Origin of the sequence: Paraburkholderia tropica, from assembly GCF_914484835.1 — a bacterium.
Classification (GTDB): domain Bacteria; phylum Pseudomonadota; class Gammaproteobacteria; order Burkholderiales; family Burkholderiaceae; genus Paraburkholderia; species Paraburkholderia tropica_A.
The window spans coordinates 31696-52709 of sequence record NZ_CAJZAR010000071.1; the positions used below are offsets into that span (position 1 = coordinate 31696).

At 65.4% G+C, this 21014-nt stretch carries 21 protein-coding genes; 17 read left to right on the plus strand and 4 right to left on the minus strand.

The window, feature by feature from the left end:
• Positions 1-137 precede the first annotated feature (137 nt).
• From LDO54_RS27230 to ftsB, 4 genes are all read left to right on the plus strand, one after another.
• The gene (locus LDO54_RS27230; protein WP_224013827.1) at positions 138-1802 is read left to right on the plus strand and encodes a CTP synthase; all 1665 of its coding nucleotides are present in this window, start codon (positions 138-140) and stop codon (positions 1800-1802) included.
• A complete protein-coding gene (kdsA, locus tag LDO54_RS27235) occupies positions 1799-2653 on the plus strand; it encodes a 3-deoxy-8-phosphooctulonate synthase (protein ID WP_027814924.1) in 855 nt (284 codons plus the stop codon). The genes LDO54_RS27230 and kdsA overlap by 4 nt, the downstream gene beginning before the upstream one ends.
• A gap of 418 nt (positions 2654-3071) precedes the next feature.
• Positions 3072-4355 carry a phosphopyruvate hydratase gene (gene eno / locus LDO54_RS27240; RefSeq protein WP_224013829.1) on the plus strand — a complete coding sequence of 428 codons (1284 nt, stop codon included), beginning with the start codon at positions 3072-3074 and terminating at the stop codon, positions 4353-4355.
• Positions 4356-4456: 101 nt separating this feature from the next.
• The gene (ftsB, locus tag LDO54_RS27245) at positions 4457-4885 is read left to right on the plus strand and encodes a cell division protein FtsB (RefSeq protein WP_224013831.1); all 429 of its coding nucleotides are present in this window, start codon (positions 4457-4459) and stop codon (positions 4883-4885) included.
• Positions 4886-5023: 138 nt separating this feature from the next.
• Here ftsB and LDO54_RS27250 read toward each other — a convergent pair whose 3' ends face one another.
• The 3 genes from LDO54_RS27250 to LDO54_RS27260 form a co-directional block, all read right to left on the minus strand.
• Positions 5024-5374, minus strand: coding sequence for a hypothetical protein (locus tag LDO54_RS27250; protein ID WP_224013915.1), 351 nt, complete (start codon positions 5372-5374; stop codon positions 5024-5026).
• Positions 5375-5639: 265 nt separating this feature from the next.
• Positions 5640-6587: an Hsp33 family molecular chaperone HslO gene (gene hslO / locus LDO54_RS27255; RefSeq protein ID WP_224013833.1), complete on the minus strand. Its 948-nt coding sequence runs from the start codon at positions 6585-6587 to the stop codon at positions 5640-5642.
• A gap of 60 nt (positions 6588-6647) precedes the next feature.
• Positions 6648-7172 (minus strand): gamma carbonic anhydrase family protein, encoded by a 525-nt coding sequence (locus LDO54_RS27260; RefSeq protein WP_224013835.1) that lies wholly within the window; start codon positions 7170-7172, stop codon positions 6648-6650.
• A 276-nt stretch (positions 7173-7448) separates the two neighbouring features.
• Here LDO54_RS27260 and LDO54_RS27265 point away from each other — a divergent pair, with 276 nt between their 5' ends.
• The 10 genes from LDO54_RS27265 (at position 7449) to LDO54_RS27310 (ending at position 16750) form a co-directional block, all read left to right on the plus strand.
• Positions 7449-8375, plus strand: coding sequence for a ferritin-like domain-containing protein (locus LDO54_RS27265; protein ID WP_224013837.1), 927 nt, complete (start codon positions 7449-7451; stop codon positions 8373-8375).
• Positions 8376-8445: 70 nt separating this feature from the next.
• The gene (locus LDO54_RS27270; RefSeq protein ID WP_224013839.1) at positions 8446-9342 is read left to right on the plus strand and encodes an alpha/beta fold hydrolase; all 897 of its coding nucleotides are present in this window, start codon (positions 8446-8448) and stop codon (positions 9340-9342) included.
• A 95-nt stretch (positions 9343-9437) separates the two neighbouring features.
• On the plus strand, positions 9438-10268 hold the full coding sequence (locus LDO54_RS27275) for a 3',5'-nucleoside bisphosphate phosphatase (RefSeq protein WP_224013841.1): 831 nt from the start codon (positions 9438-9440) through the stop codon (positions 10266-10268).
• Between the two features lie 191 nt (positions 10269-10459).
• The gene (locus LDO54_RS27280; protein WP_224013843.1) at positions 10460-11095 is read left to right on the plus strand and encodes an L-threonylcarbamoyladenylate synthase; all 636 of its coding nucleotides are present in this window, start codon (positions 10460-10462) and stop codon (positions 11093-11095) included.
• A gap of 123 nt (positions 11096-11218) precedes the next feature.
• Entirely contained in the window at positions 11219-11884 is a 666-nt protein-coding gene (locus LDO54_RS27285) for a site-2 protease family protein (protein WP_224013845.1), read from the plus strand.
• A 4-nt stretch (positions 11885-11888) separates the two neighbouring features.
• Entirely contained in the window at positions 11889-13091 is a 1203-nt protein-coding gene (locus LDO54_RS27290) for a tryptophan--tRNA ligase (RefSeq protein WP_224013847.1), read from the plus strand.
• A 10-nt stretch (positions 13092-13101) separates the two neighbouring features.
• Positions 13102-13773, plus strand: coding sequence for a class I SAM-dependent methyltransferase (locus LDO54_RS27295; protein ID WP_224013849.1), 672 nt, complete (start codon positions 13102-13104; stop codon positions 13771-13773).
• A gap of 45 nt (positions 13774-13818) precedes the next feature.
• Positions 13819-14724 carry a 4-hydroxy-tetrahydrodipicolinate synthase gene (gene dapA / locus LDO54_RS27300; protein ID WP_224013851.1) on the plus strand — a complete coding sequence of 302 codons (906 nt, stop codon included), beginning with the start codon at positions 13819-13821 and terminating at the stop codon, positions 14722-14724.
• A 105-nt stretch (positions 14725-14829) separates the two neighbouring features.
• Positions 14830-15969: an outer membrane protein assembly factor BamC gene (gene bamC / locus LDO54_RS27305; RefSeq protein ID WP_224013853.1), complete on the plus strand. Its 1140-nt coding sequence runs from the start codon at positions 14830-14832 to the stop codon at positions 15967-15969.
• Positions 15970-15976: 7 nt separating this feature from the next.
• Positions 15977-16750, plus strand: a complete 774-nt coding sequence (locus LDO54_RS27310) for an MBL fold metallo-hydrolase (RefSeq protein ID WP_224013855.1) — start codon at positions 15977-15979, stop codon at positions 16748-16750.
• Positions 16751-16884: 134 nt separating this feature from the next.
• Here LDO54_RS27310 and LDO54_RS27315 read toward each other — a convergent pair whose 3' ends face one another.
• The gene (locus LDO54_RS27315; RefSeq protein WP_224013857.1) at positions 16885-17583 is read right to left on the minus strand and encodes a Bax inhibitor-1/YccA family protein; all 699 of its coding nucleotides are present in this window, start codon (positions 17581-17583) and stop codon (positions 16885-16887) included.
• A 315-nt stretch (positions 17584-17898) separates the two neighbouring features.
• Between LDO54_RS27315 and ndk the strand changes: the two genes are divergently transcribed.
• The 3 genes from ndk to LDO54_RS27330 all read left to right on the plus strand — a co-directional run bounded on the left by ndk (position 17899) and on the right by LDO54_RS27330 (position 20973).
• The gene (ndk, locus tag LDO54_RS27320) at positions 17899-18324 is read left to right on the plus strand and encodes a nucleoside-diphosphate kinase (RefSeq protein WP_027814909.1); all 426 of its coding nucleotides are present in this window, start codon (positions 17899-17901) and stop codon (positions 18322-18324) included.
• A gap of 122 nt (positions 18325-18446) precedes the next feature.
• On the plus strand, positions 18447-19610 hold the full coding sequence (gene rlmN / locus LDO54_RS27325) for a 23S rRNA (adenine(2503)-C(2))-methyltransferase RlmN (protein ID WP_205997379.1): 1164 nt from the start codon (positions 18447-18449) through the stop codon (positions 19608-19610).
• A gap of 223 nt (positions 19611-19833) precedes the next feature.
• Complete coding sequence (locus LDO54_RS27330) at positions 19834-20973, plus strand: helix-turn-helix domain-containing protein (protein ID WP_224013859.1); 1140 nt, start codon at positions 19834-19836, stop codon at positions 20971-20973.
• Positions 20974-21014 lie beyond the last annotated feature (41 nt).

Consider the following 21014-nt stretch of genomic DNA (forward strand, 5'->3'; position numbering starts at 1 on the left):
GCCGCCGCCTGGCGGGGCACGATCAATTCGGCGCACGCTTCATTCGCGCCGCGCGCCGTCTCGCAAGATGCTCTTTCAAAATTCAGGGTTAGCCCTTGCTTTACGGTATAATCCGTTTTTCCCGCGAGCATCCAGCGATGACCAAATATGTTTTCGTCACCGGCGGCGTAGTTTCTTCCCTTGGCAAGGGTATTGCCGCCGCCTCCCTCGCCGCGATCCTCGAATCGCGCGGTCTGAAAGTCACCCTCCTCAAGCTTGATCCCTACATCAACGTCGACCCCGGCACGATGAGCCCGTTTCAACACGGCGAAGTGTTCGTGACGGAAGACGGAGCGGAGACCGACCTCGACCTCGGCCACTATGAGCGCTTCATCAGCACGAAGATGCGCAAGGCCAACAACTTCACCACGGGCCAGATTTACGAATCGGTGATCCGCAAGGAACGCCGCGGCGACTATCTCGGCAAGACGGTGCAGGTCATTCCGCACATCACCAACGAAATCCAGGCGTTCATCGAGCGCGGCGCGGCATCCGCGACGTGCGGCGAACCCGACGTGGCGATCGTTGAAGTGGGCGGCACGGTCGGCGACATCGAATCGCTGCCGTTCCTCGAAGCCGCGCGTCAGATGAGCCTGCGCATGGGCCGCAACAGCGCGTGCTTCGTGCACCTCACGCTGGTGCCGTTCATCGCCACGGCCGGCGAACTCAAGACCAAGCCCACGCAGCACAGCGTGCAGAAGCTGCGCGAAATCGGTATCTATCCGAACGTGCTGCTGTGCCGCGCCGACCGCCGCATTCCCGACGACGAGCGCTCGAAGATCTCGATGTTCTCGAACGTGCCCGAAGACGCCGTTATTTCGGTGTGGGACGCCGACAGCATCTACAAGATTCCGCAGATGCTGCACGACCAGGGTCTCGACTCGATCGTCTGCGACGAACTCAAGCTGTCCGCCAAGCCCGCCGACCTGTCGATGTGGGCCGAAATGGTCGAGAAGCTCGAGCATCCGCAGCACGAAGTCACGATCGGCATGGTCGGCAAGTACGTCGACCTGACCGAGTCGTACAAGTCGCTCATCGAAGCGCTGCGTCACGCATCGATCAAGACCTCCACCAAGGTCAACATCGAGTACATCGACTCGGAACTGATCGACGAAGAGGGCGTGGACAGCCTCAAGCATCTCGACGCGATTCTCGTGCCGGGCGGTTTCGGCCGTCGTGGCACCGAAGGCAAGATCAAGGCCATCCAGTACGCTCGCGAATCGAAGGTGCCGTACCTCGGCATCTGCCTCGGCATGCAGCTGGCCGTGATCGAATTCGCGCGCGACGTGGTGGGCCTCAAGCACGCGAACAGCACGGAATTCGACGCGGACACGCCGGATCGCGTTGTCGCGCTCATCACCGAATGGGCCGACCGCGAAGGCAAGGTCGAGAAGCGCTCGGAAGATTCGGACCTGGGCGGCACGATGCGCCTCGGCTCGCAGCGTTGCCCGATCAAGCCGGGCACGCTCGCTTCGGAAATCTACGGCAAGGACGTGAACGAGCGTCACCGTCACCGTTATGAAGTCAATAACGGCTACGTGCCCAAGCTCGAAGCCGGTGGCCTTATCATCAGCGCCCGTACGCCGTCTGAAGACCTGCCGGAAATGATGGAACTGCCGCGCGACATGCACCCGTGGTTCGTCGGCGTTCAGTTCCACCCGGAATTCACGTCCACGCCGCGTGACGGCCATCCGCTGTTCAAGGCGTTTGTCGAAGCGTCGGTTGCGCACCAGCAGCAGTCGCGCGCCCAGGAGAAAGCATGAATCTGTGCGGTTTCGAGGTTGGCCTCGACAAGCCGTTCTTTCTGATTGCAGGCACCTGTGTCGTCGAATCTGAACAGATGACGATCGACACGGCGGGCCGCCTGAAGGAAATCACGGCTAAGCTCGGCATCCCGTTCATCTACAAGTCGTCGTTCGACAAGGCCAATCGTTCGAGCGGCAAGTCGTTCCGCGGTCTCGGCATGGACGAAGGCCTGCGCATCCTCTCCGAAGTGAAGCGCCAGCTCGGCCTGCCCGTGCTGACCGACGTGCACACGGAAGAGGAAGTGGGCCCGGTGGCTTCGGTCGTCGACGTGCTGCAGACGCCGGCGTTCCTGTGCCGTCAGACCGACTTCATCCACGCGTGCGCGCGTTCGGGCAAGCCGGTCAACATCAAGAAAGGCCAGTTCCTCGCGCCGCACGACATGAAGAACGTGATCGACAAGGCGCGCGACGCAGCGCGTGAAGCGGGTCTGTCGGAAGACCGCTTCATGGCTTGCGAACGCGGCGTTTCGTTCGGCTACAACAATCTCGTGTCGGACATGCGCTCGCTCGCGATCATGCGCGAGACGGCGGCGCCGGTCGTGATGGACGTCACGCACTCGGTGCAGCTGCCGGGCGGCCAGGGCACCAGCTCGGGCGGTCAGCGCGAATTCGTGCCGGTGCTCGCGCGCGCGGCCGTGGCCACGGGCGTGGCGGGTCTCTTCATGGAGACGCACCCGAACCCCGCGCAAGCGAAGTCCGACGGTCCGAACGCCGTGCCGCTGAACCGCATGGCCGACCTGCTCGAAACGCTCGTGACGCTCGACCAGGCGGTCAAGCGCACGCCGTTCCTCGAGAACGACTTCAACTGATTCAAGCAGTAAGGCTCCGGCGCGCTTCATGCGCGCCGTGCGCTTTGTCGTATGGCTTTATCGCGAGCGTTGATCGATCGCGAAGTTTTTCCAGCCGTTCTGTAGCATCGCGCGCCGCTTCGATTGCATGAGCGGCGCGATGGAGGAGCCGCGGCGAGCGGCCCGCCGGCGCAGCAGGTGTCATGAAGCGATGCCATGCTGCGCAGGACGGGAACCGCGCCGCGCCAGATGTGCAAGGCAGCGTGGCGGCGCAGCGGTTACAAAGTGTATAACCCTCGCGCCGCAACAAGTTGAACCCGACGACCGCGCCGCCTGTCCCATGTGACGGTGTGTCCCGCACGAGCGCGTAGACCGCGCTTCGCCGGACCAGCAGATGGTGTGTGTCTCGCAAGAATTACTGTCATTTCCTGAGGAAACCATGAGTGCAATCGTAGATATCATCGGTCGCGAGATTCTGGATTCGCGCGGCAATCCCACCGTCGAATGCGACGTGCTGCTCGAGTCGGGCACGATGGGCCGCGCGGCTGTGCCGTCGGGCGCGTCGACGGGCTCGCGTGAAGCGATCGAACTGCGCGACGGCGAAGCCGGCCGCTACAACGGCAAGGGCGTGCTGAAGGCCGTCGAGCACATCAACACCGAAATCTCCGAGGCGATCATGGGCCTCGACGCGTCGGAACAAGCCTTCCTCGACAAGACCCTGCTCGAACTCGACGGCACCGACAACAAGTCGCGTCTCGGCGCGAACGCGATGCTGGCCGTGTCGATGGCCGTCGCGAAGGCCGCTGCTGAAGAAGCCGGCCTGCCGCTGTACCGCTACTTCGGCGGTTCGGGCGCGATGCAACTGCCGGTCCCGATGATGAACATCGTCAACGGCGGCGCGCACGCGAACAACAGCCTCGACATTCAGGAATTCATGATCGTGCCGGTGAGCCAGCCGACCTTCCGCGAAGCGCTGCGTTGCGGTGCGGAAGTGTTCCACGCGCTCAAGAAGATCCTCTCGGATCGCGGCATGAGCACGGCCGTCGGCGACGAAGGCGGTTTCGCACCGAACTTCGGCAGCAACGACGAATGCCTCTCGACCATCCTGCAAGCTATCGAGAAGGCTGGCTACCGCGCCGGTGAAGACGTCCTGCTCGCGCTCGACTGCGCGGCCAGCGAGTTCTACCACGACGGCAAGTACCAGCTCGCGGGCGAAGGCCTGCAACTGTCGTCGGCCGAATTCGCCGACTACCTCGCAACGCTCGCCGACAAGTTCCCGATCGTCTCGATCGAAGACGGCATGCACGAAAGCGACTGGGCAGGCTGGAAGATTCTGACCGACAAGCTCGGCAAGAAGGTTCAGCTCGTGGGCGACGACCTGTTCGTCACCAACACGCGCATCCTGAAGGAAGGCATCGAGAAGGGCATCGGCAACTCGATCCTGATCAAGATCAACCAGATCGGCACGCTGACGGAAACCTTCGCAGCGATCGAAATGGCGAAGCGCGCGGGCTACACGGCCGTGATCTCGCACCGTTCGGGCGAAACCGAAGATTCGACCATCGCGGACATCGCCGTCGGCCTGAACGCCGGTCAGATCAAGACGGGTTCGCTCTCGCGCAGCGACCGTATCTCGAAGTACAACCAGCTGCTGCGCATCGAGGAAGATCTCGGTGATATCGCCAGCTACCCGGGCAAGTCGGCGTTCTATAACCTCCGCTAAGCGGACCTGAACGCGACAGCAGCCTTGCTGTCACCCTTCGTCATCCCTCTTCGCCGCCCTGCGTTCAGCGCAGGGCGGCGTATGTTTATCCGGCACCATCCATGCGGCTTGTCACTGTCGTCCTGATCATCCTGCTCGCGCTGATCCAGTATCCGCTCTGGTGGGGCCACGGCGGTTGGTTGCGCGTGCACGAACTGCAAGGGCAGCTCGCGCAGCAGCAAAAGCAGAACGACGACGAAAAACTGCGCAACGAACGCATCGCGGGCGAAGTGCAGGATCTGCAGAACGGCACCGCGGCCGTCGAGGAGCGCGCGCGCTACGAGATGGGCATGGTGAAGGACGGCGAGGTGTTCGTGCAGTTCGTTTCGCCGAATCAGCCGCTGCCGGCCACGCCGGCGGGGTCGTCGAATACGTCGACGCGTGGCGAGATGTCGGCGGCGCCCGTCAAGGTGGTGCCGAATCCGGTGTCGCGCGTGCCCGAGAAGCGGCACGGGCACGCCAGCAAGGATGCGAAGAAGAAGCCAGGCTGAGCGACTTGGGTGACTCGATCGACGCGATATCTGGCGTCGATGTAAAAAGCGCGGCGATCCGATGGATGCCGCGCTTTTTTGCTGCCGCGTGGTGTTGCGTCGGCCCCGCTTACGCTTGTGCTTACGCGCGCACGCGCATCACCAACCCCAGCCCGGATAGCCGTAGCCGATTCCGGTGCCCCATCCGCTTCCCCAACCGCCGCTGTAGTAGCTGCCGTAGACGTTGACGGGCGGCGTGTAGGCGCGCGACCAGGCTTGCGCGGCGGCTTCGGCGGTCGCGGCGCGGTCGGATTCAGCGAGCGCCTGCTGGTCGATCTCGTCGTAGCGCCGCAGCTGCTCGGGCGTGAGGGCGGGGCCGGCCTGCGGCTGCGTGGCCGTGGCGCCCGTTTGATCGGCGGGCAGGCGGCTATAGATCGGCGAAGGGCCGGGCGGATCGAGTGTGCAGCCGCTCATCAGCACCACGCCCGCGCCGGTTGTCATCAGCGACATCAGCGTGGTGGTGGCGATCAGCGCTCTGGCGCGGCGCAGGGCGCGCGCCGCGAAGGCAGGTAATGCAGCCCCGAGGTTCGTTCTCATCGTCTTGCTTCCCTTTATCGGTCGGATGCCGGCGCGTTGACTTGCAGCAGCGCGGGCGCGGCGCGAATCGGCATCCTTGATGCGGCTCATGATGTGCGCGGCGCTAACGTGCTACGCGGCCGCACCGTCCCCCGTGGCGGGAGACGGTGCGCCATGAGCCGGGGAGGCAATCGGTGGCTCAGTGGCGCTGGTCCGCTGCGGGAGAGACTCCTTCTGAGAGCCCCGGCGTGGCGAAAAGTTGCGCCACATCGACGGGATCGAACTCGTAGCGCTGGTTGCAATAGTCGCAGTGAATCTCGACGTGGCCGCGCTCCTCGATCACGCTGTCGACTTCCTCGCGGCCCAGCATCTTGAGCATCGAACCGACCTTCTCGCGCGAGCAGCTGCACAGGAAGCGCGTGGTGGCGGGTTCGAAATGCTGCACGTTCTCCTGCCAGAACAGGCGGCGGAACAGCGTTTCCGGCTCCTGTTCGAGCAGTTCCTCGCGCGTGAGCGTGCCGCCGAGCGTGCAGACGCGTTCCCACGTGTCGGCGTCGAGTTCGTGCGGATGCGGCACGATGCCGCCGTCACCGGGCAGCTTCTGCAGCAGCATGCCGACCGCGCGGTCGTCGTTCGCGCCGAGCCACAGGCGCGTGTCGAGCTGTTCCGAGTGATGCATGTAGTGCTCGAGCACTTCGGCGATCGACTTCAGCGGGCCTTCCTCGCCGTTGAGCGGCACGATGCCCTGGTAGGGCTGCTGGCCGGGATGCTTGTTGGCCGGATCGAGCGTGATCACGCAGCGGCCGCGGCCGTTCACGTTGATGAGATCCGCGAGCGTGAGGTCGTCGGCGACGGTTTCCACGCCTTCGGCCAGACGCGCCGTGGCGCGCATGGAGAGGTCGGAGCTGCACTGCACGACCAGCATGCGCACCGGGCCTTCGCCGAGGATCTGCATGATCAGCGTGCCGTCGAACTTGAGGTTCGCGGAGAGCAGCGCGCACGCGGCCATCATTTCGCCGAGCACGGTGCGCACCGGCGCCGGGTACTGGCGGCGCGTCAGCACCTCTTGCCACGTGTTGCGCAGCGAGACGATCTCGCCACGCACCGGAGCGGCGCTGAACATGAATTTCTGCAACTGGTCGTTCACAATCTTTTCCTTCGTTTCGATGCGTGCGGCGCGCTCGCGCGGCATGGCGGCCCGATGCCGTCAGCCGATACGCACGAGTTGCGCCTTGAAATACTCGCGGCGTTGCGCGTAGACGTCCGCGTTACGCTTGAGGCCGGCGATGTCGGCCTCGGTGAGCTCGCGCACGACCTTGGCCGGCGCGCCGAGAATGAGCGAGTTGTCGGGGAACACCTTGCCTTCGGTGACCACCGCGCCCGCGCCAACCAGACAGTTGCGGCCGATCACCGCGCCATTCAAGACCACCGCCTGAATGCCGATGAGCGCGCCTTCCTTGACCGTGCAGCCGTGCAGCATGGCCTGATGGCCGACCGTCACGTTGGCTTCGAGCGTGAGCGGGAAACCGGGGTCGGTATGCAGCACCGCGCCTTCCTGGACATTGCTGCGCGTGCCGACCGAGATCAGCTCGTTGTCGCCGCGCAGCGTCGCGCCGAACCAGACGCTCGAGTCTTCGGCGAGTTCGACCTTGCCGACGATGGTCGCGTTGTCCGCGACGAACACGCTTTCGTGAATGGTGGGTGCGGCTTCGCCAAGCTTGTAGATGGCCACGGTGTTGCGTCTCCTTTTGTCTTGCGGGGCTGCGGCGCGCGAACGGGCGCGGGCGGCGCAGGGCGGGTGAATCGCGTATTGTAAACGGTTGCGTGCGCAGTCCGCCTGGCATGGGGCGCGTGCAGCGTGCGGCAGGCCTCGCACGCGAGGCCGCCGGAGTGTGCCGGGGTGGTGTGACGGGCGCGCGCTTGTACTGGATCACGATGTGAATCACGCGTTTGAACCTCGTTATCGCCAGTTTTGACTGCTTTTTTGCCGTTTTTTGCCCGTTCGACGATGAATTCCGTATTTTCCGACTCCGCGCGCGACAGCGCCGAATTGCCCGTCGATGCCGCCGCGCCACAGGCCAACTGGCGTGCCGCCGCGCTTGCGGCGTTGCGCGAATGCGATCCGCTCGCCAAGGCCGAGGCCGTGACTGCGCTCCACGCGCTCGCCCAGGACGGCGCGGCGCCTGGCGTCACGCACTGGCAGGCCGACTGCGCGCTGAGCGCCCCGGCTGACTTGCCGGGCCGTCCTGCGCGCCCGGATCTGGTCGAGCCGCGCAGCCTTCAGCGCCGCAGCATGAGCACGCCGCAAGGGCGCGTGGTGCTGCTGCACGCGCTCGCGCACATCGAATTCAACGCGATCAATCTGGCGCTCGACGCGGTCTGGCGCTTCGCGGACATGCCCGCGGACTTCTACGCCGACTGGCTCAAGGTGGCGGCGGAGGAGGCGTATCACTTTTCGCTGCTCGGCAAGCGGCTGGCGGACTACGGCCATGTCTACGGCGATTTCCCGGCGCATAACGGCCTCTGGGAAATGTGCGAGCGCACCAGCGGCGACGTGCTCGCGCGCATGGCGCTGGTGCCGCGCGTGCTGGAAGCGCGCGGACTCGACGCCTCGCCGCCGATCCGCGCGCGTCTGAAGCAGGCCGGCGACGACGAATCGGCCGCGATCCTCGACATCATCCTGCGCGACGAAGTGGGGCACGTGCGCATCGGCAACCACTGGTTCCGGCAGCTGTGCGCGGCGCGCGGCCTCGATCCGCACGCGGCCTGGCTCGAACTCGCGGCGCAGTATCACGCGCCGAAGATGCGCGGCCCGTTCAACTTCGAGGCGCGCCGCTCGGCGGGCTTCGACGACGCCGAACTCGAAACGCTGAAGGCGCAGGACGCCGCGCCAGCCGCCGCCGAATCCTCCGCCGAATCCGCCGCCGATCGCTAAACATCGGCTCCCCATCTGTCAGAACCTGCCGATATAATCGAACGACCATTCGTTTTTCTGCGCGAACGCAATGAATCTTTCCCGATCCGAATTCGTCGACGTGAACGGCATCCGTCTGCATGTGCGCCGCTGGGGCGCCGAGGACGCGCCCACGCTTTTCATGCTGCACGGCTGGATGGACGTGGCCGCTTCGTTCCAGTTCGTCGTCGACGCGCTGGGCGGCGACTGGCAGGTGATCGCGCCGGACATGCGCGGCTTTGGCCTGTCGGACTGGCCGGTCGCGCAGCGCGGCGCCGGCAACTACTGGTTCCACGACTATCTCGCCGATCTCGACGCGCTGCTCGATCGCTACGCGCCCGAGGGCGAGGTGAATCTCGTCGGGCACAGCCTGGGCGCGAACGTGGTCTGCCTCTATGCGGGCGTGCGGCCCGAGCGGGTGCGTCGCGTGGTCGATCTCGAAGGCTTCGGCATGCCCGCGACCACGCCCAGACAGGCGCCGGGCCGCGTGCGCGAGTGGCTCGACGAAATGCGCGCGCCGCCGCAGCTGCGCCCCTACAAGACGCTCGACGACGTGGCGGCGCGCCTCACGAAAACGAATCCGCGGCTACTGCCCGCGCGGGCGCGCTTTCTCGCGCAGCACTGGTCGAAGCCGGTGAGCGGCGCGCAGGGCGAGGGCTACATGCTGCTCGGCGATCCGGCGCACAAGATGATCAATCCCGTGCTCTACCGGCTCGAGGAAATCATGGCGATCTGGGCACAGGTGCGTGCGAAGGTGCTGCACGTCGAGGCCACCGATTCGGAAACGCTCGCGCGCATCGCGGGCAAGGTGCCGATCGCGGAGTTCAAGCGTCGCTTCGAGGCGTTTCCCGACTGGCGCGAGCGCTTTATCGACGACGCCGGGCACATGGTCCATCACGATCAACCGGAGGCGATTGCGCGTCTCATCGAGGCGTTCTGCGCCCCTTGAAAGGCGCTTGAATCGGCTTTGAGCAAGGCCGGAGCGCGCCCGGACGGCTTCGCCGCATTGCAGTAAAATAAGGCTTCATTTTCAAGACGCCCACAATGAACGCCGATCTCCACTGTCATTCCACTGTCTCCGACGGCCAGATGGCCCCGGCTGCCGTCGCGCAGCTGGCGAAGGCGGGCGGCGTGACGCTGTGGGCGCTCACCGACCACGACGAGCTGGGCGGCCAGCGCGAGGCGCGCGAAGCCGCCGAAGCGCTCGGCATGCGCTATCTCTCGGGCGTCGAAATTTCGGTCACGTGGGCGTCGCGCACGGTGCATATCGTCGGCCTGCATGTCGATCCCGCGTGTCCGGCGCTCGCCGAGGGGCTGGCGCGCACGCGCGACGGCCGCGCGGCGCGGGCCGAAGCGATCGGCGAACGGCTCGAGGAACTCGGCATCGCCGACGCCTACGCGGGCGCGCTCCAGTACGTCTCGAATCCCGACCTGATCTCGCGCACGCACTTCGCGCGCTTTCTCGTCGAATCCGGCCGCGCACAGAACACGCAGGATGCATTTTCGCGCTGGCTGGGCGAGGGCAAGCCGGGTTACGTGGCGCATCGCTGGGCGAAACTGGCCGATGCCGTCTCGTGGATCAAGGCTGCGGGCGGCGAGGCCGTCGTCGCGCATCCGGGCCGCTACAACTACACGCAGCTCGAATTCGACACCTTCTTCGGCGAATTCATCGACTTCGGCGGCAAGGCCATCGAAGTGGTTACGGGCAGCCACACGCCCGACCAGTACGGCGAGTACGCCGCCGTCGCGCGCCGCTTCGGCTTCGAGGCCTCGCGCGGCTCCGACTTTCACGCCAAAGGCCCGGACGCCATCGAGCCGGGCACGCTGCCGCCGCTGCCTTCCGACCTCAAACCCGTCTGGGAGCGCTGGCTCTAGGCCGCGCGCACCGCGTGGTCCCGCTGGCCCGTTTTCGCTATTTCCGCCGCGCGGTCCGCGCCTTGTACCGCCGCGCGACGTCTGCTTCGCCCGTTCGCTACGCTTTACGATAACGTGTGCGCCTTGCTCGTCGCCTGCGCGCCGCCCGTCCGCCGTTTCGTCCGTTCTGAATTCGTCAGCTGATTACTGCCATGTCACAGTTTTTTCGGCTTCACCCAGAGAATCCGCAGCCGCGCCTCGTCAAGCAGGCCGTGCAGATCATCCGCGACGGCGGCGTGATCGCGCTGCCCACCGATTCGAGCTACGCGCTCGCCGCGCGCATCGACGACAAACACGCCGCCGAACGCCTGCGCCGCATTCGTCATCTTGACGAAAAGGCGCTGCTTTCCCTGATGGTGCGCGACCTGTCCGAGCTGGCGAATTTTGCGATGGTGGATAACCGCCAGTACCGGCTGATCAAATCGGTGACGCCGGGGCCGTATGTGTTCGTGCTCGAAGCGACCAAGGAGGTGCCGCGGCGCCTTTCGCATCCGTCGCGCAAGACCATCGGGCTGCGCGTGCCGGGGCATCCGATTCCGCTCGCGATTCTCGAAGAACTGGGCGAGCCGTTGCTCGCCTCGACGCTGATCCTGCCGCCCGACACCGAGCCGCTCAACGACCCCGATGAGATCCGCGAACGGCTGGAAAAGCAGCTCGATCTGGTGATCGACGGCGGGGCGTGTCCGTGGGAGCCGTCGACCATCGTGGACCTGAGCGGCGCGGAGCCGGTGCTCGTGCGCGCGGGCCGAGGTTCGCTTGCGCCGTTCGGTCTGGAAGCAGAAGCGTGATGCCGGTCATGCGGGCAGGGCGGGCATTTTCGCGGCGTCGCGCGCACCAGGTTGCGCATCTGGATGACGATCCGGCCGCGCACGGTGCGGCGCGCCGCTAGCGCGTTGTTACAATACGCCGCCATGGAAGCCACGATCATTCAGACGCTCGCCGTCTACGCCTTGCCCGTCATCTTCGCGATCACGCTGCACGAAGCCGCTCACGGCTACGTTGCGCGCCTGCTCGGCGATAACACGGCCTACGTGCTCGGGCGCGTCTCGCTGAACCCGATGCGCCACATCGACCCGGTCGGCACGATTGCGATGCCGCTCATTCTGTACGTGCTCACGAGCGGCGCGTTCGTGTTCGGCTACGCCAAGCCGGTGCCGATCGACTTCAACAGCCTGCGCAATCCGCGTTGGGGCAGCCTCTGGGTGTCCGCCGCCGGCCCGCTCTGCAATTTCGTGCAGGCGATCGTGTGGGGCGTGTTCCTGATCGCGCTGAGCGTGATCGGCATCGACGAGCCGTTCTTTCTGCTGATGGCACGCGCCGGCATGACCGTGAACATCGTCCTCTGCGTGCTCAATTTTTTCCCCTTGCCGCCGTTCGACGGCGGGCGCGTGCTGGCGGCCCTGCTGCCGCCGCGCGCGAACATTGCGCTCATGCGGATTGAACCGTATGGTTTCTTTATCGTCATGGCGCTCATGCTGACGGGCGTTTTCACGCGCTTCTGGATGTATCCGTTGGTTCAGGTCGGTCAACTGGCCCTGAACGTCATCCTCAGTCCCCTCGTATCGCTATTCTCATAACATCATGTTCCCAGACCGTATTTTCTCCGGCATGCGGCCCACCGGGTCGCTGCACCTCGGCCACTACCACGGCGTGCTGAAAAACTGGGTCCGGCTTCAGTCCGAATACCCGTGTTTCTTCTGCGTGGTCGACTGGCACGCGCTCACGACGCACTACGAGACGCCGGATGTCATCGAGAAAAACGTCTGGGACGTGCTGATCGACTGGCTCGCATCGGGCATCGATCCGAATCAGGCCACGCTGTTCATCCAGAGCCGGGTGCCCGAGCACGCCGAACTGGCGCTGCTGCTCGGCATGAGCACGCCGCTTAGCTGGCTCGAACGCGTGCCGACCTACAAGGAACAGATCGAGAAGCTGCGCGACAAGGATCTCGGCACCTACGGCTTCCTCGGCTATCCCGTGCTGATGGCCGCCGACATCCTGCTGTACCGCGCTTCGCTCGTGCCGGTCGGTGAGGATCAGGTGCCGCACGTCGAGATGGCGCGCGAAATGGCGCGCCGCTTCAACTACATGTACGGCCGCGAGCCGGGCTTCGAGGAGAAGGCCAACGAGGCCGCGAAGAAGCTCGGCGGCAAGCGCTCGAAGCTCTATCACGAGCTGCGCAACGCCTACCAGCAGGAAGGCAACGATGAGGCGCTCGAACAGGCGCGCGCGATGTTGTCCGAATCGCAGAGCCTGTCGATGAACGACCGCGAGCGCCTGTTCGGCTATCTCGAAGGCTCGCGCAAGATCATCCTGCCGGAGCCGCAGGTGCTGCTGACCGAGGCGTCGCGCATGCCGGGCCTCGACGGCCAGAAGATGTCGAAGTCGTACGGCAACACGATTGCGCTGCGCGAAGACGCGCAGTCGATCGAAAAGAAAGTGCGCACCATGCCGACCGATCCGGCCCGCGTGCGCCGCACCGATCCGGGCGACCCGGACAAGTGCCCGGTGTGGCAGCTGCATCAGGTCTACACCGACGAGCCGACGCATCAGTGGGTGGAGAAGGGCTGCCGTTCGGCGGGCATCGGCTGCCTGGAGTGCAAGCAGCCGGTGATCGAAGGCATCCTGCGCGAGCAGCAGCCGATGCTCGAACGCGCGCAGAAGTACATGGACGATCCGTCGCTGTTGCGCGCCATCGTCGCCGACGGCTGCGACCGCGCACGCAAGTACGCCACGGAAACGATGCGCGACGTGCGCGAGGCGATGGGCCTCTCGTACAACTAAGGCGCACGCGATGACGCTCAAGTTCGGGTCCGCGCCCGCTGCGACGGGCATGCACGGGCTCGGCGAGCCGTCGCCCTGGGTGCGCCGCTGGGCGCACCTCGTCGCGCCGGGCGGCACCGTGCTCGATCTGGCCTGCGGCGCGGGCCGGCACGCGCGCTGGTTCGCGCAGCGCGGCCATCCGGTGGCCGCGCTCGACCGCGACGGCGCGGCGCTTGCCACGATGCGCGACGTGCCCGGCATCGGCGCATTAGAGTGCGACCTCGAAGGCGCGCCCTGGCCGCTGCCCGACGACGCGCGCTTCGCCGGCATTGTTGTCACGAATTATCTGCATCGTCCGCTAATGGCGCGGCTCATCGATGCGCTCGCGCCAGGCGGCGTACTTATTTACGAAACTTTCGCGCAAGGGAACGAGACGGTCGGAAAACCGTCGAATCCCGCATTCCTGCTGGCGGCGGGTGAGCTGCTGGCGATCTGTGCGCCCGCACTGCGCGTAATCGCCTACGAAGACGGATTCCTCTCACAACCGCGTGAGGCGTTCGTTCAGCGGATCTGCGCGGTGCGCGAAGCGGAAAAATCTGCTGCTGCGCCGCGTTCGGGGTCGGACGCAAAACAGGCCGAAAATTCCGGTAACGGGGCTGCGACTCAGGTACTACCCGTACCGCGTTACGATCTGACCGGCTAATCCGCTACAATCGCGGTTTAACGTACTCTTTTTTCTGACGTTTCAATGGCTAACGGCACTCAGGACGGCATTACGCTCGGCGGTAGCATTCCCGCGATCGTCACCCCCATGCACGAAGACGGCAGTCTCGATCTGCCGGCGTTCCGCAAACTGATCGACTGGCACGCGCAAGAGGGGACCGATGGTCTCGTCGTGGTCGGCACGAGCGGTGAGTCCGCCACGCTGAACGTCGAAGAGCACATCCTGATGGTCAAGACGGCCGTCGAGCACGCCGCGGGCCGCATGACGATCATCGCGGGCGCGGGCGGCAATTCGACCGCCGAAGCCATCGAACTCTCGAAGCACGCCAAGGAAGTCGGCGCGCAGGCCACGCTGCAGGTCGTGCCCTATTACAACAAGCCGACCCAGGAAGGCATGTACCTGCACTTCGCGAAGATCGCGGAGGCGGTCGATCTGCCGGTCGTCCTGTACAACGTGCCGGGCCGCACTGTCGCCGACATGACGAACGAGACCATCCTGCGCCTCGCGCAGGTGCCGGGCATCGTCGGCGTGAAGGAAGCCACGGGCAATATCGACCGCGCGGCGCACCTGATCAAGCACGCGCCGGAAGGCTTCAAGATTTTCAGCGGCGACGATCCCACCGCGATCGCGCTGATGCTGCTGGGCGGCCACGGCAATATCTCGGTGACGGCCAACGTCGCGCCGCGTCAGATGAGCGACCTGTGCAAGGCCGCCATCGCCGGCGACGCGAAGACCGCGCGCGAGATCCATATGAAGCTGCTGTCGCTGCACAAGAACCTGTTCATCGAATCGAATCCGATTCCGGTGAAGTGGGCGCTGCAGGAACTCGGCCGCATCGAAAGCGGCATCCGTCTGCCGCTCACGCCGCTCGACGCGCGCTACCACGACGTGGTGCGCACGGCGCTGCGCGAAGCCGGTCTGCTGGGCTGATCCTCAGCCAAGCCGCCGAATTTTCAATCGACGTCGCCATCGCCCAAGCGCTGACAGTTTTCTGGCAGACCGAGGCTTAGCGTTCCTGGTATCACGAAGGTCCACATGAAACGTTCCGCTTTTTCCCTCCACGCAACCCGCATGGCGGTGCTGGCGCTCGCACTCGGCTCGCTCGCTGGCTGCGAGTCGCTGAACGACATGTTCGCGTCCGATCGCGTCAACTACAAGGACACGGCAAGTGCGCCGCCGCTGGCCGTGCCGAAGGATCTGTCCTCGGCGCCGGGCGACCAGAAGTACGTCGCGCCGCCGCCCACGGTGGCGCTCGGCGGCGCCGCGCAGCGCACCGTCACGCCGCAGGGCAACGCCGTGCTGGGCGTGCCGAGCGCGCAGGATCCGCTCGGCATGCACGTCGAGCGCGACGGCGACCGCCGCTGGCTCGTGGTCGACGGCCGCACGCCGGACGACGTCTGGCCGCAGCTCCAGGAATTCTGGACCGACAACGGCTTCACGCTGACCACCGACGCGCCGAACACCGGCATCATGACCACGGACTGGGCCGAAAACCGCGCCAACATTCCCGACGACTGGTTCCGCCGCACGATCGGCCGTGTGATCGACTTCGCGTACTCGTCGGGCACGCGCGACCGTTTCCGCACGCTGGTGTCGCGCGGCCCGGACGGCCAGACCGACATTTCGGTCACGCACAGCGCGATGGAAGAAATGCTCACGGGCCAGGACAAGACGGGTTCGAAGTGGGTCGAGCGTCCGCGCGATCCGGCACTCGAAGCCGAATTCCTCGCCAAGATCATGCAGAAGTTCGGTCTGACCGACGCGCAATCGAAGCAGCTGCTGACCGACGCGCGTCCGTCGGTGGCCGCGGTAAAGGTCGCGGCGGGCCCGGACGGCACGACGCTCAATCTGCCTGAAGCGTTCGATACGGCGTGGCTGCGTGTGGGCCTCGCGCTCGACCGCACCAACTTCACGGTCGACAACCGCGACCGCGAAAAGGGCATCTACTACGTCCGTTACGCCGATTCGATGCAGGAACTGAAGGGCGACGGCCTGTTCGGCAAGCTCTTCTACAACCCGAAGAAGGCGAAGCAGAATCAGAGTCCGGAGTTCCAGATCGCGGTGCGCCCGAACGGCAGCTCCACCCAGGTCGCGGTACTCAACCAGAGCGGTCAGGTCGATACGTCGTCGGACGCCCAGCGCATCGTCTCCGCGCTGCACGCGCAGCTGAACTGATCCCGCCGTGCGCTTTGCAAGCCTCGGCAGCGGCAGCGAGGGCAACGCGCTGGTCGTAGAAGCAGGCAGCGGCGCGACGCCCACGCGCGTGCTGCTGGACTGCGGATTCTCGGCGAAGGAAGTGGAGCGGCGGCTCGCCCGTGCGGGCCTCGCCGCCGATAGCCTCAGCGCCATCCTCATCACCCACGAACACAGCGATCACATCGGCGGCGCCCTCACGCTGGCGCGCCGCTGGTCGATCCCGCTCTACATGAGCTGGGGCACGGCGCAAGCCGTGGGCGCCGACGACGCCAACGTGGAACTCAATATCCTCTGGGGCGACGAGACGGTCGAAATCGGTGAACTCGGCGTGCTGCCGTATACGGTGCCGCACGACGCGCGCGAGCCGCTCCAGTTCGTGTTCAGCGATGGCGCGAGCCGTCTGGGCGTGCTGACCGACGTCGGCGAATCGACGCCGCACATCAATTCGGTGCTGAGCGGGTGCGACGCGCTCGTGCTCGAATACAACCACGACCTCGACATGCTCGCGGGCAGCCGCTATCCGGCGTCGCTCAAGGCGCGCATCAGCGGTTCGCACGGGCATTTGAACAACGAGGCGGCGGGCGACATTCTCGCTGCGCTCGACCGTTCGAAGCTGCGCCATCTGATCGCTGCGCACCTGAGCCAGCAGAACAACTCGCCGGAACTCGCGCGCGCGGCCATGGCTGCGGTGCTCGGCAATGCGCCGACGGAAATCGGGGTGGCAACGCAAGACGAGGGATTCGACTGGCTGGCGCTTTGATCGGTCGACGCTAGCGGGCTGTTCGGCTCCCTGGCTCCAGACGAAAAAAAGCCCATGACAAAGGTCATGGGCTTTTTTGTTGGCTGCCGCTCCTGAGAACGGGGCCGGAACAGGTCCGGCCCGCCTGGTGCAACTTAGTTGCGGTTGCCGCCGAAGATACCGAGGATCGCGAGCAGGTTCGTGAACACGTTGTACAGGTCCAGATAGATCGCGAGCGTGGCCGAGATGTAGTTGGTCTCGCCGCCGTTCACGACGCGCTGCACGTCGAACAGCATGTACGCCGAGAAGATCACGATGGCCAGCACGGACACGGTGAGCATCAGCGCGGGCAGTTGCAGGAAGATGTTCGCGACGCCGGCGAGCAGGATCACGATCACGCCCATGAACAGCCACTTGCCGAGGCCCGAGAAGTCGCGCTTGCTGACCGTGGCGACGGTGGCCATGGCCGCGAAAATCACGCCGGTGCCACCGAATGCGAGCATGATGAGCGACGGGCCGTTCGAGAAGCCGAGGATGAACGACAGCAGGCGCGAGAGCATCAGGCCCATGAAGAACGTGAAGCCGAGCAGCACGAACACGCCGACGGAGCTGTCCTTGGTGCGCTCGATAGCGAACATGAAGCCGAATGCGATGGCGAAGAACGCCAGCAGGCTCATGGCCGGGCTGGTGGCGGCGAAAAGCGAGAAGCCCGTGGCCACGCCCACCCACGCGCCGAGGACCGTCGGCACCATCGAGAGCGCGAGCAGCCAGTAGGTGTTGCGCAGTACGCGGTTGCGGGTCTCGGCGCTGGCGACGCTGCCGCCGCGGCCGAAGTTATAGGGATACTCGTTCATGCTTTCTCCTTGCGTGAGACGCGTGGTTCACGTCATTGAGGGCGCGCGCCGGATGTGCGTTGCGCTCCCTCCTAAGATAAGTGTGACGGCCCAGAGTTTCAACGGGATGCCACACAGTTTCCGTTATCTTTCACCAGCGTATGCCGCCATTCTTAAGCCTGGCTGAAAGCCCCGGCTGCGCGGCGTTTGCACCTGATTCGCACCGGATTCGTGCAGTTTTCGGAGCAATCAGGGTTCAATCGCAATCATACATGGGAACATGCTACAATTGCGGATTCATTTGAACTTGTAACCTCTTAATTTTCTGGAGTTTTTATGGCGATCGAACGCACCCTGTCGATTATCAAGCCGGACGCAGTGGCGAAGAATGTGATCGGCCAGATCTACAGCCGCTTCGAAAACGCTGGCCTGAAGATCGTTGCCTCGCGCATGGTCCAACTCTCGCGCGCCGACGCAGAGAAGTTCTATGCTGTTCACGCTGAGCGTCCGTTCTTCAAGGACCTGGTCGAGTTCATGATCTCGGGTCCGGTCGTCATCCAGGCACTGGAAGGCGAAAACGCGATCCTGAAGCACCGCGACCTGATGGGCGCAACGGACCCGAAGAAGGCGGAAAAGGGCACGATCCGCGCCGACTTCGCAGACAGCATCGATGCGAACGCAGTCCACGGTTCGGACGCAGCGGAAACGGCACGCGTTGAAATCGCGTTCTTCTTCCCGGAAGTCAACGTTTACTCGCGCTAAGCAGTAAGCGGTAGTCCAAAGTAGCATAGGGTCGCGAACGGCGATGACGTCCACCGTCCGGTGCCGGGTTCTCTCGAAACCGGCGGTGCACGCGCTCTCGCACTGAAATGGCAGGATTCGACATGACGAGCAGTTCCACCGTCAACCTTCTCGATCTCGACGCCCAAGGGCTTGTCGCTTATTGCGAAAGCCTGGGCGAGAAGCCGTTTCGCGCCAAACAGCTTCAGCGCTGGATCCATCAATACAATGCCGCCGACTTCGACGGCATGACGGATCTGGCCAAATCGCTGCGCGAGAAGCTGAAAGGGCGCGCATGTATCGGCATGCCCGACATCATTTCCGACAACGTTTCCTCCGACGGCACGCGCAAATGGCTCGTGGACGTCGGTAACGGCAACGCGGTCGAAACCGTGTTCATCCCCGAAGAAACGCGCGGCACGCTGTGTGTGTCCTCGCAGGCGGGATGCGCGGTCAATTGCCGGTTTTGTTCGACCGGCAAGCAAGGTTTTTCACGCAATCTGTCCACCGCCGAGATCATCGGCCAGCTGCGCATGGCGGAATTCGCCCTGCGCGCGTCGCTGCTTGGCGAGGCCGGCGGCCGCGCCAACGGCGGTGAAGGCAAGGGCGAACGCGTCATCACGAACGTGGTGATGATGGGCATGGGCGAGCCGCTGCTCAATTACGACGCGGTCGTGCCCGCCATGCGCCTGATGCTCGACGACAACGCCTACGGCCTGTCGCGCCGCCGCGTCACGCTCTCCACGTCCGGCGTCGTGCCGATGATGGACCGTCTGGGCGCGGATCTGCCGGTGGCGCTCGCGGTGTCGCTGCACGCGCCCAACGACGCGCTGCGCGACGAACTCGTGCCGCTCAACCGCAAGTACCCGCTGCGCGAGCTGATGGCGGCGTGCCAGCGCTATCTGAAGGTGGCGCCGCGCGACTTCATCACGTTCGAGTACTGCATGCTCGACGGCGTGAACGATACGGAGGAGCACGCACGCCAGTTGCTCGCCGTCACGCGTGACGTGCCGTGCAAGTTCAATCTGATCCCGTTCAATCCGTTCCCGGAATCGGGTTTGCTCCGTTCGAAGAACGAGCAGATCAAGCGTTTCGCGCAGATTCTGATGGACGCGGGCGTGGTCACCACCGTGCGCAAGACGCGCGGCGACGACATCGACGCGGCCTGCGGCCAGCTCGCCGGCGAGGTGAAGGACCGCACGCGTCTGGCGGAGCGCACCCAGCGCGCCGGACAGAAGATCATCGAAGTCCGTCCCGTGCAGCATTGAGGACGGCGGCGCGGGCCGGTGAGGCCCGGGCCTGGCGGCAACGCCGGAGCGCTCGCGCGGGGGGTAAGCGGGGCATCGGCGAGTTTGACAAGAAACGTTGCAGAAGCGATCGGAAGCGGCACAGAGGCCGCGCATTTTGTTATAAAACGGTCTGCGAATCGGGGCCGGGCGCGTGGCGCCCGCCGGTTCCGGGATTGAAAAGAATCGACGCAAGGACTTTGGGATGAGCGAGCCGCAGCACCCCTTCGGGACAGACGGGACAGAGACGCACGCAGGCCGTACCGCGCAGGACGGTGCGCCGTCGCCGGTGCAGGCCGTGCCGGACACGCTGGGCGCGGTGGGTGCGCGTCTCGCGCAGCTGCGCGAGGCGAAGGGCTGGTCGATCGAAGACGTCTCGGCGCGCCTGAAAGTGGCCGTGTCGAAGCTGCGCGAACTGGAAGCGGGCGACATCAGCCATCTGCCGGACACCACGTTCGCGGTCGGCGTCGTGCGCGCCTACGCGAAGCTGCTCGGCGCGGATCCCGCGCCGCTCACCCAGGCGCTGCGCCGCGAGCGCGGCGTGCCGGAACAGGATTTGTCGATGCCCGCTTCGGCCGGCGCCGATCTGCCGCGCGGGCGCGTGTCGCTGTCGCTCGGAGGCGGCGGGGCGCGTGCGCCGCGTCGGCGCGCGTCGTGGCTGTGGGGCCTCGGCATCATCGTGATCGCGGTCATCGCGCTCTCGATGTGGCATACGAATAGCGGTGAATCGTCGGCGTGGTTCGCACGCATCAAGTCGATGGCTAACGGCGTGAGCGCGTCGTCGGGTGCCTCGTCGGCCACGGTGGCCGAAGGCGCGACCGCGAATGGCGACGACGCAGCGTCGGGCGCGCAGGCCGACGATCAGGCGGCGCAGGGCGGCGCTCAGACCGACGCTCAGGCCAACGATCAAGCAGTGGCGCAAGCGCCTGCCAGCGTGCCGCAAGCGGCGCAGCCGGCTAGCGCCGCTTCGGCGGCGAAGGCAGCGAATACGGCTGCGGCAAGCGCGGCGCAGGTGGCACAAGCGGCGGCAGCAGCGGCCAGCGCCCCGGCCGTGGCAACGACCGCGCAGGGCGCGTCGGCGGCCGCGGCGTCAGGCGACGCCTCGACGTTCACGATCCGCGTGACGCAGGACACCTGGGTCAGCGTGCGCGGCAAGGACGGCAAGGAGGTCTTCTCCGGTCTGGTCCACGGCGCGGACTCGCGTGACATCAACGCCATCGCGCCGATGAAGATTACAGTGGGCAACAAGGCCGGCATCGAGTCGATGAGCATCGACGGTCAGCCGGTCGACGCGGCGAAGTACGCGTCGTCGCGCGGCAATGTCGCGCGCTTCGTGCTGCCCTGATAGAGACATGGCATGCGTCGCGGCCGGCGAAGTATCGACAA

Excerpts from the sequence above, each read along its gene's own strand:
- LDO54_RS27230 (WP_224013827.1), top strand. The coding sequence starts at position 138 with ATGACCAAATATGTTTTCGTCACCGGCGGCGTAGTTTCTTCCCTTGGC.
- kdsA (WP_027814924.1), top strand. The coding sequence starts at position 1,799 with ATGAATCTGTGCGGTTTCGAGGTTGGCCTCGACAAGCCGTTCTTTCTG.
- eno (WP_224013829.1), top strand. The coding sequence starts at position 3,072 with ATGAGTGCAATCGTAGATATCATCGGTCGCGAGATTCTGGATTCGCGC.
- ftsB (WP_224013831.1), top strand. The coding sequence starts at position 4,457 with ATGCGGCTTGTCACTGTCGTCCTGATCATCCTGCTCGCGCTGATCCAG.
- LDO54_RS27250 (WP_224013915.1), bottom strand. The coding sequence starts at position 5,374 with ATGTCGCTGATGACAACCGGCGCGGGCGTGGTGCTGATGAGCGGCTGC.
- LDO54_RS27265 (WP_224013837.1), top strand. The coding sequence starts at position 7,449 with ATGAATTCCGTATTTTCCGACTCCGCGCGCGACAGCGCCGAATTGCCC.
- LDO54_RS27270 (WP_224013839.1), top strand. The coding sequence starts at position 8,446 with ATGAATCTTTCCCGATCCGAATTCGTCGACGTGAACGGCATCCGTCTG.
- LDO54_RS27275 (WP_224013841.1), top strand. The coding sequence starts at position 9,438 with ATGAACGCCGATCTCCACTGTCATTCCACTGTCTCCGACGGCCAGATG.
- LDO54_RS27280 (WP_224013843.1), top strand. The coding sequence starts at position 10,460 with ATGTCACAGTTTTTTCGGCTTCACCCAGAGAATCCGCAGCCGCGCCTC.
- LDO54_RS27285 (WP_224013845.1), top strand. The coding sequence starts at position 11,219 with ATGGAAGCCACGATCATTCAGACGCTCGCCGTCTACGCCTTGCCCGTC.
- LDO54_RS27290 (WP_224013847.1), top strand. The coding sequence starts at position 11,889 with ATGTTCCCAGACCGTATTTTCTCCGGCATGCGGCCCACCGGGTCGCTG.
- LDO54_RS27295 (WP_224013849.1), top strand. The coding sequence starts at position 13,102 with ATGACGCTCAAGTTCGGGTCCGCGCCCGCTGCGACGGGCATGCACGGG.
- dapA (WP_224013851.1), top strand. The coding sequence starts at position 13,819 with ATGGCTAACGGCACTCAGGACGGCATTACGCTCGGCGGTAGCATTCCC.
- bamC (WP_224013853.1), top strand. The coding sequence starts at position 14,830 with ATGAAACGTTCCGCTTTTTCCCTCCACGCAACCCGCATGGCGGTGCTG.
- LDO54_RS27315 (WP_224013857.1), bottom strand. The coding sequence starts at position 17,583 with ATGAACGAGTATCCCTATAACTTCGGCCGCGGCGGCAGCGTCGCCAGC.
- ndk (WP_027814909.1), top strand. The coding sequence starts at position 17,899 with ATGGCGATCGAACGCACCCTGTCGATTATCAAGCCGGACGCAGTGGCG.
- rlmN (WP_205997379.1), top strand. The coding sequence starts at position 18,447 with ATGACGAGCAGTTCCACCGTCAACCTTCTCGATCTCGACGCCCAAGGG.
- LDO54_RS27330 (WP_224013859.1), top strand. The coding sequence starts at position 19,834 with ATGAGCGAGCCGCAGCACCCCTTCGGGACAGACGGGACAGAGACGCAC.